Below are 10,749 nucleotides of genomic sequence, written 5' to 3' on the forward strand. Positions count from 1 at the left end.
TACGGAAAGGAACCTGGCAGGAAAACCCCGGCTTCTCGAGCGAACCTGCAACCCCGGGCGCCCGCCACGGGACTAGGACGGGCCGCAAATATTCCCGCAACATCTTGAAATCTGCGCGCCAACGGCATACACCGTGCAGCATCCGGAGCGATGGCGAAATCTTCGAGGGAGCGAATCGGGTTTTGAGCACGGATGTTGCTAGATGCTCGCCACCGGGAAGAACAACAAAAGCGCGGATCGCAACTGAGCAAAAAACAACCAGAAGATACGCGACATCACCAAGGGGAAATAAAACAAACAAGCGACTGTCAAGTCGTCGCAAAAGCAGATTCTCAAGATGAGACCTACTTGGAAGCGACACTTGTCATACATGTTTGCGACAGTGCCATAAAGAAACCGTTTGAAGTTTCCGGCAACTATCGCCAAGACAACACGCGTGCTATAAGTTAGCGCCGACAAGAAGAACGAGCCGTCACCGCGGCACATAGTGATGGCAAATAATTTCAAAACCAAAGGAGCAATCACGATGAAAGTGATGAAGTGGAGCGCCATTGCCCTGGCGATTTCTGCAGCCACCTCGCAACTGGCCATGGCCGAAGCCTTCGTCAGCGACCAAGCGGAATCCAAAGGCTTTATCGAAGACAGCAGCCTGAACTTCCTGGTTCGCAACTACTACTTCAACCGTGACAACAAGAACGGCAGCACCGACCAGCGCGACTGGACCCAGGGCTTCCTGGGCAACTTCAGTTCCGGCTTCACCCAAGGCACCGTCGGTTTCGGCGTCGATGCCTTCGGCTACCTGGGCCTGAAACTCGATGGCGGCAGCGGTTATGGCGGCACCGGCAACCTGCCGGTCCACGATGACGGCGAAAAGGCAGACTCCTTCGGGAAGGCTGGCGCTGCGCTGAAGATCCGCGTATCCAAGACCGAACTGAAACTGGGTGACATGCAGCCGACCGCTCCGGTATTCGCCGTCGGCGGTACCCGTCTGCTGCCGCAAACCGCCAGCGGCATCAGCCTGATGAGCAGCGAGATCCAGGGCCTCGACCTGGAAGCCGGCCACTACTATTCCGGCACCGGCCAGGACACCACCAACCGCGACGGCAGGCTGACCGCTACCTACGCCTGGTTCGGCGACGAAGACCTGGATGCCCGCACCGTTGATTTCGTCGGCGGCAAATACGCCTTCACCGACAACTTCAGCGCCTCGCTGTACGGCTCCAAGTTCAAGGACGTGTGGAATCAGTACTACACCAACCTGAACTACACCCTGCCGATCGCTGACGATCAGTCCCTGGGCTTCGACTTCAACTACTATCGCACTACCGATTCCGGCAGTGCGAAAGCGGGCGATATCGATAACAACACCTTCTCGCTGGCGGCCGCTTACACCCTCAGCGCGCACACCTTCACCCTGGCCTTCCAGAAGGTCAACGGCGATACCCCGTTCGACTACCTCGGCGTAGGCGACAACAACGCCGGTGGCGACTCGATCTTCCTCGCCAACTCCGTCCAGTACTCCGACTTCAACGGCCCGGGCGAAAAATCCTGGCAGGCTCGTTACGACCTGAACATGGCCGAGTACGGCGTTCCTGGCCTGACCTTCATGACCCGCTACATCACTGGTAAGGACATCGATGGCACCCACATCGACCCGACCAGCCCGTACGCGGCCTACGGTTACGGCGAAGACGGCAAGCACCACGAAACCGACCTGGAAGCCAAGTACGTCGTCCAGAACGGCCCGGCGAAGGACCTGTCCTTCCGCATCCGTCAAGCCTGGCACCGTGCCAACACCGACCAGGCCGAAGGCGACAACAACGAGTTCCGCCTGATCGTCGACTACCCGCTGTCCGTTCTGTAACCAGAACGACCGCAGGTCAAGGAAAGCCCGGCCCCGCGCCGGGCTTTTCCTTTTCCGCGCCCGTGTCCCGCCACTGCATCCAGCTCCCCCGGCCGCGCCCTGTACGGCGCCAGGCACGCACCGTACAATGCCCGCCTACCTCTGTCTCGCAATCGAATAACGGCCAACCATGCGTACCAGTCAGTACCTGCTGTCCACCCTGAAAGAAACCCCTGCCGATGCCGTGGTGATCAGCCACCAGCTGCTGCTGCGCGCCGGCATGATCCGCAAGCTGGCCTCGGGTCTGTACACCTGGCTGCCGATGGGCCTGCGGGTGCTGCGCAAGGCCGAGACCATCGTCCGCGAGGAAATGAACGCCGCCGGCGCCCTGGAAGTGCTGATGCCGGCCGTGCAGCCCGCCGAGCTGTGGCAGGAATCCGGCCGCTGGCAGCAGTACGGCCCCGAGCTGCTGCGCCTGAAGGACCGCCACGACCGCGAGTTCTGCGTCGGCCCGACCCATGAAGAGGTCATCACCGATCTGGCGCGCAACGAGCTGTCCAGCTACAAGCAGCTGCCGATCAACTTCTATCAGATCCAGACCAAGTTCCGTGACGAGATCCGTCCGCGCTTCGGCCTGATGCGCGGCCGCGAGTTCATCATGAAGGACGCCTACTCCTTCCACATGAACCAGGCATCGCTGCAGCAGACCTACGACGGCATGTACACGGCCTACTGCAAGGTCTTCACCCGCCTGGGCCTGGATTTCCGCCCCGTGCAGGCCGACAACGGCTCCATCGGCGGCAGCGGCTCCCACGAATTCCACGTGCTGGCCAACTCCGGCGAGGACGACATCGTCTTCAGCGACAGCTCCGACTACGCCGCCAACATCGAGAAGGCCGAAGCCGTACCGCGTGAAACCGCGCGCGGCCCCGCCACCGAGGAGCTGCGCCTGGTCGACACCCCGGACACCAAGACCATCGCCGACCTGGTGGAGAAGTTCGACCTGGCCATCGAGAAAACCATCAAGACCCTGGTGGTCCGCGGCGCCGAAGAAGGCAAGCTGGTCGCCCTGGTGGTCCGCGGCGACCACGAGCTGAACGAGATCAAGGCCGCCAACCAGCCCCTGGTCGCCAGCCCCCTGCAGATGGCCAGCGAAGCCGAGATCAAGGCCGCCATCGGCGCCGCCCCCGGCTCCCTCGGCCCGCTGAACCTGCCGCTGCCCTGCATCGTCGACCGTTCGGTGGCCCTGATGAGCGACTTCGCCATCGGCGCCAACCTCGACGACAAGCACTACTTCGGCGTGAACTGGGAACGCGACCTGCCGCTGCCGGAAGTCGCCGACCTGCGCAACGTCGTCGCCGGCGACCCCAGCCCCGACGGCAAGGGCACCCTGGTGATCCGCCGCGGCATCGAGGTCGGCCACATCTTCCAGCTCGGCACCAAGTACAGCGAGGCGATGGGCCTTTCCGTGCTCAGCGAGCAGGGCAAGCCGGTCACCCTGATCATGGGCTGCTACGGCATCGGCGTCTCCCGCGTGGTCGCCGCCGCCATCGAGCAGAACAACGACGAGCGCGGCATCCTCTGGCCGGCTGCCCTGGCGCCCTTCCAGGTCGCCATCGTGCCGCTGAAGTACGAGACCGAAAGCGTGCGCGAGGCCACCGACAAGCTCTACGCCGATCTGACCGCCGCCGGCTATGAAGTGCTGCTGGACGACCGCGACAAGAAGACCAGCCCCGGCGTGAAGTTCGCCGACATGGAGCTGATCGGCATCCCGCACCGCATCGTGGTCAGCGACCGCGGCCTGGGCGAAGGCACCCTGGAGTACAAGGGCCGTCGCGACAGCGAGTCGCAGAACGTCGCCGTGGCCGACGTGATGAGCTTCCTCAAGGCGAAGATCGGCAACTGAGCAGCACGATGTCCCGAAGCACCACCCGCCTCAAGGTTGCCGCCCTGTGCGGCAGCCTTGTCTTGAGCGGCTGCGCCAACCAGATGTCGCAGCGCAGCGAACACGAGGAGCGCGTCGAGCGCAAGCTGCTCGACCACAGCCTGCAGATCGACGTCGGCGAGCCCGGCGTCCTGCAGCTGCCGCAGCGCCGCGTCCGCGTGCAGGAGCAGAAGACCTTCGAAGTCACCACCTTCGAGGTCACCCGCCGCTACGACCGCTACACGCCCTACCAGGGCTGGCGCGAGTTCTACGAAGTGCCGCTGGGCGCGCTGACCTTCGTCGCCGGCATCGGCGCCAACGTGGTCAACGTGTTCGCCTTGGGCAACCTGCCGGAAAGCGTCACCCGCGGCTGGATCAGCTACGGCATCGACGGCATGAACCCGTTCATGAACGTGCAATCCAACGGCCGCGCCGAGCAGAACCTGGCCAACATCGACGAACAGCGGCGCAACAGGCACACCGAGTATTCCAGCCTGCCCTGGGCCGAGCGCCCGGTGCAGGTGAGCGTCGGCAAGGAGACCCAGGAACTGCTGACCGACCGTCACGGCATCCTGCGCCTGAACCTGCTGGACAGCCCCTTCAGCGACGACGCCGTGTACCGCGCCGGACGCCTGCAGCTGAGCGTGCGCGATGCCCAGGACAGCGCCCACGCCGAGGCCAGCCTGCTGGTCAGCCCGACGCTGCGGGGCAAGCTGCACGAAGCTCATGCGCTGATCTACGACGACCTTGAAGGCGAAGACGTGCAGCACTGGGTGCACCGCGTCAAGCGCCTGTCCGACCTCGGCCTGGAAGAGGAAGCCAGCGAGCTGGAACAGAGCCTGATCGAGCTGACGCGCAACGATCCGGAGCTGCAGAAGGAATTCCTCCAGCGCCTGCTGAGCGACGCCGGCCGCCTGGCCGCCGACCCCGGCGCCAGCAACTGAGCCCGGGCCGGCGCCGCCGGGTTCAACGCCGCACGATGAAGCCGGTGATGCCCTGAGCCGGCATGTCCTGCAATGCCACGTCCGTCACCTGGGCCTTCTCCGGGCCCTGGTGCAGCCACTCGCGCAGCGTGTGGACGGCGCTCTCCTCCCCTTCCATCAGCACCTCGACCCGCCCATCGGGCAGGTTGCGCACCCAGCCGTCGACGCCCAGCCGGTCGGCCTGCTCCTGGGTGCCCTGGCGGTAATAGACGCCCTGCACACGTCCACTGACGAAGCCGTGCATGCAGATTCTCGCCATCAGCGCTTCTCCTCCTGCAGGGCCAGCAGGCGCGCCTGTACGCCGCTGGCCGTCTGTTCGCCCAGCATGCGCTCGCGCACCTGGCCCTTGGCGTCGACGATGTAGGTCACCGGCAGCGCCTCGCTGCGCGGCAACTTGAAGCGCGGCGCCGGGTCGTCGGCCAGCACCGTGTAGCGGATGCCCAGGTCTTGCGCGGCCTTGCTCAGCTCGGCGTCACGCAGGCCATCGTAGTTGACGCCCAGCACCCGCACGCCCTTGTCCCGGTTGTCCTCCGCCAGGCGGTTGAACTCGGGCACTTCCTTGCGGCAAGGCACGCACCAGTCGGCCCAGTAATTGATGACTAGCCACTGGCCATCTAGGCTTGCTGTAGGTACCTTCTTTCCATACTGATCGACGCCGTAATCCGCCGAGCAGCCGGCCAGGATCAGGCCGGCCAACAGTCCACTGACAAAACGGAGCCGTACTCCCATGCCTTCAGTCCTCGTGTATGCGGGGTGGTCATGATGCTCTCAGCCCTGCGCCTGGAAGTGCCGGACATCCTGGAAGACAACGGCGACGCAGTGAGCAACCTGGCGGCAGGACTGGCGCAAGCCCGGCGGCTGCCCTTGCACGAAGGTCTGCAGCACTGCCTGGGCGTCCTCTTCCGGCTCAACCGTTGCGCACTGACCTTACTGGAAAGGCAGCGCGCGCTGCAAAGCCTCGCCGAAGAATATCGCCACTACACGCAACTGATCCGCGCCGAGAAGACGCCGCCGGCGCTCTTCGTGCACCTGTGCGGCGAACTGGCCGCCGGCTTCAAGCGCCTGCTGCTGCAGATACTCAACGGCCACAAGCCCTCGCGTCCGCACCTGGCCTGGTGCCTGTACATGGCCGAGCACTTCCTCGCCCAGGCCCTGCTGCGCCACTACCAGCAATACCAGCAGCCGCCGGGCTCGCTGTGGCGCGACAGCCACCTGCTGTACTGGATAGGCGAATACCAGCAGTGCCTCGACGAGCCCATCGCCGCCGCCTTCGAGCCCACCCCTGCCGGCACCCTGCGGGGCCTGTACCAGCAGTCCCTGCTGCTGGCGCTGAGCAACCCCTTCCACCTCACCGAGGGCGAGGCGCCGCACCTGTTCAGCGCCCTGGCCCCACTGGCCGGCCTGGCCCGGCTGCAGGACTGGGACGACGAGGAAGAGGAACAGGACGGCTACCTGGTCGATCTCGGCGACGATCACCCGTGCCTCGGCTTCGACCAGAAGCCCGAGGCGCCGGCCGAGCAGTTGCGCCGCCTGGAACTGGGCGCGCTGCTGATCGCCCTGCACGACCCGGCGCCGCTGCGCCCGGCGGCCGAGAGCCTGCTGCTGGAACGTGTCCGCCCGCACTGGCTGGGCCACCAACCGCGCCGCCATACGCGCGCCGAGAAACATGCGAGCTGCCAGTTGGTGATCGGCCTGACGGCCATCCAGGCCCACCTGCTGGCCAGCGCCGCCGGCAGTTGCGAGGCGCAGATGGCCGACGCCAGCCCCGGCGGGGCGCGCATCGTCTGCCAGGGCAGCCAGGCACAGCGCCTGCCGGTCGGGCAACTGCTGCTGATCCTCGACAAGCCGGGCTCGCCGATCCTGGCGATGGTGCGCTGGCGTCACCTCAACGGCGACGGCCTGCACCTGGGCCTGCGCTTCCTCAAAGGCCTGCCACGGCCGGCCTGGCTGCGCCGCACGCCTGACGCACAGCGGCACCCGGCGGTCCTGCAGAGCACCCCGGAACCGGGCAACGGCTGGTACCACGGCATCTGGCTGCCCCAGGGGCAATTCGTCGAAGGCGAGAACCTCTGGCTGCAACTGGCCAGCTTCGACAACCAGACCATCCTCCCGCTGCCCGCGGCCAACCTGACCACGCCCCTGGTCAGCCGGCATCCGCTGCGGCTGGGCTGATGATGTCATTTGGGAAACAGGTCACAGCCAGGATCGCTAACACGCACGTTTTGTGGGCTTGTTGCTCCCTATAATGCGGGGCTTGCGGAAGTTTTCCTTCCGTCAGGCCCTACATCCTGTCAGAACACGCAGGCGCCAAGTACGCCGGCCGAACCCATTCACGGAAGCGACAGACATATGCAGCCCACGGATCAGATCGTCAGCCGGGTGCCCGAACACATAGTGGCCAATGCCAGGCCCCTCGGTACCAGCAACGGTGGGCGGGCTTGCGACTACAACGTCGCCGCCTGGCTGCAGGTGCCGGGCATGGCCCAGCTGCCGGTGACGCTGCTGGCCAGCTACGGCGACGGCGAACGGCAGCACGAGGTGGTGATCGATCACGGCACCCTCAACGCCAGCGGACGCATATTGCTGTCCGGCATCGCGCGGCTGCCGTATCGCTACAGGATCGACAATCTGCAGATCAGATTGCGTTCGGCGGTGGGACTTTCGCGCCTGACGGTGGAAGAACTCTTCGTCCAGGCGGTGGAACAGATCGCCAGCGACCAGCGGATCAACGCCGGCCAGCTGTCGTAGCGCTCAACCCAGCTGGCGGGCGGGTTCGCCGACGGGCTCGGCGGTGCTGGCAGCCTGCTCGTCGAGCGCGGCATGGACGCTGGGCAGCAGCGACTCCGGCCAGCTGCTGAACTGCAGACCGGTGATTCTATTCAGCCGCTCCAGGGCGCTCTGCGGGTCGCGCTGGTGCAGGTGTACAACTTTGTTCAGGTCTTTGTTCATGAAGATGCGGGCCTTCTCGGAACTTCTGGGGAACACCACTGTCCTAAACCGGCTATAGCCAGAAGCGTGCCAAACTTTCGAGGCCCGCGATTCCACGCATTTTCATCTTCGCCCGGCCGCTTCCAGCATTCCGTTTCGCCGCAAACTGACCTTTTACGTCACCTGGAATGTGACGGACTCAACCATTCTGCGAGACTGCCGCCGAACAGCACCTCCCGCTCCGCCTGGTAGCGCTGCAGGGCCTCGCGCAGTGCCGGGTACCAATCCTCCGCCAGGCTGTCCGGCAGCGTCTCCAGGCACGGCAGCGGCCAGGGGCAGCGGTTCAGCAGGCGATGCAGGCTGTAGCTGCCCAGGTCGCGGCAGAGCACCCAGGTATCGTCGCTGCCGCCCGAGCGACAGACCATCTGCTCGCGTTCGAGGAAGGCCAGCATCTCCTCCCATTCGTCCTCCGGCAGCATCCAGCCGGCGCGGTGCAGGTGCGCCAGGCGCGTCGCCTCGCCCTGGCGCTGGCGCTCGTAGAACACCCGCAGCACGCCCAGCAGCACCAGCAGCCGCGGCAACGCCCTGCGCCGCCACAGGCGCGTCGAGGACAGGTTGCAGACCAGTTCGGCGCCGAACAGCACGATCAGCCAGGACAGGTAGATCCACAGCAGGAACAGCGGCACCGTGGCGAAGGCGCCGTAGATCAGCTTGTAGCCGGGGAACAGGCCGACGTAGAGGCCGAACAGCGACTTGGCCGCCTCGAACAGGAAAGCCGTCAGGGTGCCGCCGGCCAGGGCGTGCAACGGCGGCACGCGGGCGTTTGGCACCGCGGCGTAGATGAGGGTGAAGGCCGCCACGCTGAACAGCAGCGGCATGAACTTCAGCAGCATGCCGGCGCCGGGCAGCGCATGGGGCCCGGACAGCAGCGACAGCGAAGTGACGTAGGTCGACACCGCGAAGCCGGCGCCCAGCAGCAGCGGCCCCAGGCTGAGGATCGCCCAGTACAACAGGAAGCGCGTCACCCCGCGGCGCGGCTTGCGCACCCGCCAGATCTCGTTGAACACCCGCTCGATGGTCACCAGCATGCTGAACGCGGTGACCGCCAGGAAGGCCACCCCCAGCCAGGTCAGGTGGCGCGCCTGGACGATGAAGGCGCGCAGGTAGGTCTCCACCGCCTCGCCGGTGGACGGCACGAAGTTGTGGAAGATGAACAACTGGATGCGCTCGCCCATGCCTTCGAAGGTGGGAATGGCCGAGACGATGGCGAAGGTCACGGTCATCATCGGCACTACGGCGAATAGCGTGGTGTAGGTCAGCGCGGCGGCGTGGCTGCTGACGCGGTCGGCATGGAAACGCTGGAGCAGATAACGCCAGAACTCGATCAGGTTCCGCAGGCGCGGGTGCATGCTGTGTCCTTAAGTCGCAGGGCCGCCGGCCCGGCCGAACGCCGATGGTTCAGCCAACCCTCGGGAGGCGGTTAGAATAGCCGCCACTTTAACGGCCCAGCGAGCCCATGGATATGAGCCAACTGACACTTTTCCACAACCCGCGCTGCTCCAAGTCCCGCGGCGCCCTCGAACTGCTCGAGGCGCGCGGCCTGGCCCCGACCATCGTGCGCTACCTGGAAACGCCGCCCAGCGCCGCCGAACTGCAGGCGCTGCTCGGCAAGCTGGGCATAGGCGCGCGCCAGCTGCTGCGCACCGGCGAAGATGAATACAAGGCCCTCGGCCTGGACGACCCGCAGCTCAGCGACGCCCAGCTGATCGAGGCCATGGCCGCCCATCCGAAGCTGATCGAACGGCCCATCCTGGTGGCCGGCGACAAGGCGGTGATCGGCCGGCCGCCGGAGAAGGTGCTGGAGATCCTGCCTTGAGCGCGCCCTACATCCTGGTGCTCTACTACAGCCGCCACGGCGCCACCGCCGAGATGGCCCGGCAGATCGCCCGCGGCATCGAGCAGGGCGGCCTGGAGGCGCGCCTGCGCACGGTGCCGGCGGTATCCACCGAGTGCGAGGCAGTGGCCCCGGACATGCCAGAGGAAGGCGCGCTCTACGCCACCCTCGACGACCTCAAGGACTGCGCCGGCCTGGCCATGGGCAGCCCGACGCGCTTCGGCAACATGGCCGCGCCGCTGAAGTACTTCCTCGACGGCACCAGCAGCCTGTGGCTGACCGGCGCCCTGGTCGGCAAGCCGGCGGCAGTGTTCACCTCCACCGCCAGCCTGCACGGCGGCCAGGAGACCACCCAGCTGTCCATGCTGCTGCCGCTGCTGCACCACGGCATGCTGGTCACCGGCATTCCCTACAGCGAACCGGCCCTGCTGGAGACCCGCGGTGGCGGCACGCCCTATGGCGCCAGCCACTTCGCCGGCGCCGACGGCAAGCGCGCCCTGGACGAACACGAGATCACCCTGTGCCGCGCGCTGGGCAAGCGCCTGGCCGAGGTCGCCGGCAAACTGGAGCGCTGAATGGCCCGCAAGAAGAAACCCCTGCCCTCCCTGGAGCACCTGCGCCCGCGCCTGGCCGCGAGCCGCGCGGTAAGCCTGGGCAGCCTGCTGGGCCTGGTCCTGCTGATCCTCACCTGGGGCCTGCTGTTCACCGACGCCCGTGGCGCGCCGGACTGGGTGCCGAAGGTGTGGACCGCGCTCAAGCTGCTGCCGCTGCTGATCATCGCCCCGGGCATGCTGATCGGCAGCGCCCGCGGCCACGCCTGGGCCTGCTACGTGGTCAACCTGTACTTCATCACCGGCGTGCTCAACACCTTCGAGCCGGGCCAGCGCATCTATGGCTGGGCCGAAGTGCTGCTCAGCGTGAGCCTGTTCTGCGCGGCGCTGCTGTACACCCGCTGGCGCTTCCAGTACGAGCGCAAGCTGGCGGGGGAGGATTAGACCCTGTAGGAGCGCGCCCTGCGCGCGATTCGCGGGCAGGGCCCGCTCCTACAGGTGGGTTCGGAGGCGGACCCATCGTAGGAGCGAGCTTGCTCGCGAACAGATTCCGCTGCGGGGCCCATTCGCGAGCAAGCTCGCTCCTACGAAAAGCACCTCGGCGCAACGTCGTAGGGCGAAGAGCG

Annotated in this window: 12 protein-coding genes; 8 read left to right on the forward strand and 4 right to left on the reverse strand. The window is 66.0% G+C overall.

Annotated features, from left to right (window positions below):
- Nucleotides 1-526 precede the first annotated feature (526 nt).
- The 3 genes from ACTWJ5_RS23970 (at nucleotide 527) to ACTWJ5_RS23980 (ending at nucleotide 4,711) form a co-directional block, all read left to right on the forward strand.
- Entirely contained in the window at nucleotides 527-1,864 is a 1,338-nt protein-coding gene (locus tag ACTWJ5_RS23970) for an OprD family porin (protein ID WP_444436697.1), read from the forward strand.
- A gap of 169 nt (nucleotides 1,865-2,033) precedes the next feature.
- Nucleotides 2,034-3,749 (forward strand): proline--tRNA ligase, encoded by a 1,716-nt coding sequence (locus ACTWJ5_RS23975; RefSeq protein ID WP_444436698.1) that lies wholly within the window; start codon nucleotides 2,034-2,036, stop codon nucleotides 3,747-3,749.
- Between the two features lie 8 nt (nucleotides 3,750-3,757).
- The gene (locus tag ACTWJ5_RS23980; protein ID WP_043317746.1) at nucleotides 3,758-4,711 is read left to right on the forward strand and encodes a hypothetical protein; all 954 of its coding nucleotides are present in this window, start codon (nucleotides 3,758-3,760) and stop codon (nucleotides 4,709-4,711) included.
- Nucleotides 4,712-4,733: 22 nt separating this feature from the next.
- Here ACTWJ5_RS23980 and ACTWJ5_RS23985 read toward each other — a convergent pair whose 3' ends face one another.
- Nucleotides 4,734-5,009 carry an acylphosphatase gene (locus tag ACTWJ5_RS23985; RefSeq protein ID WP_116423070.1) on the reverse strand — a complete coding sequence of 92 codons (276 nt, stop codon included), beginning with the start codon at nucleotides 5,007-5,009 and terminating at the stop codon, nucleotides 4,734-4,736.
- A complete protein-coding gene (locus tag ACTWJ5_RS23990; RefSeq protein WP_444436699.1) occupies nucleotides 5,009-5,479 on the reverse strand; it encodes a TlpA disulfide reductase family protein in 471 nt (156 codons plus the stop codon). Before ACTWJ5_RS23990 ends, ACTWJ5_RS23985 begins: the two co-directional genes overlap by 1 nt.
- Nucleotides 5,480-5,509: 30 nt before the next feature.
- Here ACTWJ5_RS23990 and ACTWJ5_RS23995 point away from each other — a divergent pair, with 30 nt between their 5' ends.
- Complete coding sequence (locus tag ACTWJ5_RS23995) at nucleotides 5,510-6,922, forward strand: PilZ domain-containing protein (protein WP_444436700.1); 1,413 nt, start codon at nucleotides 5,510-5,512, stop codon at nucleotides 6,920-6,922.
- Nucleotides 6,923-7,099: 177 nt separating this feature from the next.
- Nucleotides 7,100-7,498, forward strand: coding sequence for a hypothetical protein (locus tag ACTWJ5_RS24000; protein WP_116423069.1), 399 nt, complete (start codon nucleotides 7,100-7,102; stop codon nucleotides 7,496-7,498).
- A gap of 3 nt (nucleotides 7,499-7,501) precedes the next feature.
- Here ACTWJ5_RS24000 and ACTWJ5_RS24005 read toward each other — a convergent pair whose 3' ends face one another.
- Together ACTWJ5_RS24005 and ACTWJ5_RS24010 are read right to left on the reverse strand one after the other, a co-directional pair.
- Entirely contained in the window at nucleotides 7,502-7,699 is a 198-nt protein-coding gene (locus ACTWJ5_RS24005) for a hypothetical protein (RefSeq protein ID WP_074981608.1), read from the reverse strand.
- Between the two features lie 158 nt (nucleotides 7,700-7,857).
- On the reverse strand, nucleotides 7,858-9,087 hold the full coding sequence (locus ACTWJ5_RS24010) for a YihY family inner membrane protein (RefSeq protein ID WP_253408247.1): 1,230 nt from the start codon (nucleotides 9,085-9,087) through the stop codon (nucleotides 7,858-7,860).
- A 113-nt stretch (nucleotides 9,088-9,200) separates the two neighbouring features.
- Between ACTWJ5_RS24010 and arsC the strand changes: the two genes are divergently transcribed.
- Genes arsC through ACTWJ5_RS24025 form a run of 3 tightly spaced genes read left to right on the forward strand, consistent with a single transcriptional unit; the run spans nucleotide 9,201 to nucleotide 10,567 of the window.
- Nucleotides 9,201-9,554: an arsenate reductase (glutaredoxin) gene (gene arsC, locus ACTWJ5_RS24015; RefSeq protein WP_074981455.1), complete on the forward strand. Its 354-nt coding sequence runs from the start codon at nucleotides 9,201-9,203 to the stop codon at nucleotides 9,552-9,554.
- Nucleotides 9,551-10,147: an NAD(P)H:quinone oxidoreductase gene (gene wrbA / locus ACTWJ5_RS24020; RefSeq protein WP_064582419.1), complete on the forward strand. Its 597-nt coding sequence runs from the start codon at nucleotides 9,551-9,553 to the stop codon at nucleotides 10,145-10,147. The genes arsC and wrbA overlap by 4 nt, the downstream gene beginning before the upstream one ends.
- Nucleotides 10,148-10,567, forward strand: coding sequence for a DUF2069 domain-containing protein (locus tag ACTWJ5_RS24025; protein WP_043267557.1), 420 nt, complete (start codon nucleotides 10,148-10,150; stop codon nucleotides 10,565-10,567).
- The last annotated feature ends 182 nt before the right edge of the window (nucleotides 10,568-10,749 follow it).

The organism is Pseudomonas sp. A6 (assembly GCF_052367875.1).
GTDB lineage: Bacteria > Pseudomonadota > Gammaproteobacteria > Pseudomonadales > Pseudomonadaceae > Pseudomonas > Pseudomonas citronellolis.

What these genes read in the sequence shown, in the direction of transcription:
- ACTWJ5_RS24000 (WP_116423069.1), top strand. Translation starts at nt 7,100, where the DNA reads ATGCAGCCCACGGATCAGATCGTCAGCCGGGTGCCCGAACACATAGTG.
- ACTWJ5_RS24025 (WP_043267557.1), top strand. Translation starts at nt 10,148, where the DNA reads ATGGCCCGCAAGAAGAAACCCCTGCCCTCCCTGGAGCACCTGCGCCCG.
- ACTWJ5_RS23995 (WP_444436700.1), top strand. Translation starts at nt 5,510, where the DNA reads ATGATGCTCTCAGCCCTGCGCCTGGAAGTGCCGGACATCCTGGAAGAC.
- ACTWJ5_RS23985 (WP_116423070.1), bottom strand. Translation starts at nt 5,009, where the DNA reads ATGGCGAGAATCTGCATGCACGGCTTCGTCAGTGGACGTGTGCAGGGC.
- ACTWJ5_RS23990 (WP_444436699.1), bottom strand. Translation starts at nt 5,479, where the DNA reads ATGGGAGTACGGCTCCGTTTTGTCAGTGGACTGTTGGCCGGCCTGATC.
- ACTWJ5_RS24010 (WP_253408247.1), bottom strand. Translation starts at nt 9,087, where the DNA reads ATGCACCCGCGCCTGCGGAACCTGATCGAGTTCTGGCGTTATCTGCTC.
- ACTWJ5_RS23970 (WP_444436697.1), top strand. Translation starts at nt 527, where the DNA reads ATGAAAGTGATGAAGTGGAGCGCCATTGCCCTGGCGATTTCTGCAGCC.
- arsC (WP_074981455.1), top strand. Translation starts at nt 9,201, where the DNA reads ATGAGCCAACTGACACTTTTCCACAACCCGCGCTGCTCCAAGTCCCGC.
- ACTWJ5_RS24005 (WP_074981608.1), bottom strand. Translation starts at nt 7,699, where the DNA reads ATGAACAAAGACCTGAACAAAGTTGTACACCTGCACCAGCGCGACCCG.
- ACTWJ5_RS23980 (WP_043317746.1), top strand. Translation starts at nt 3,758, where the DNA reads ATGTCCCGAAGCACCACCCGCCTCAAGGTTGCCGCCCTGTGCGGCAGC.
- ACTWJ5_RS23975 (WP_444436698.1), top strand. Translation starts at nt 2,034, where the DNA reads ATGCGTACCAGTCAGTACCTGCTGTCCACCCTGAAAGAAACCCCTGCC.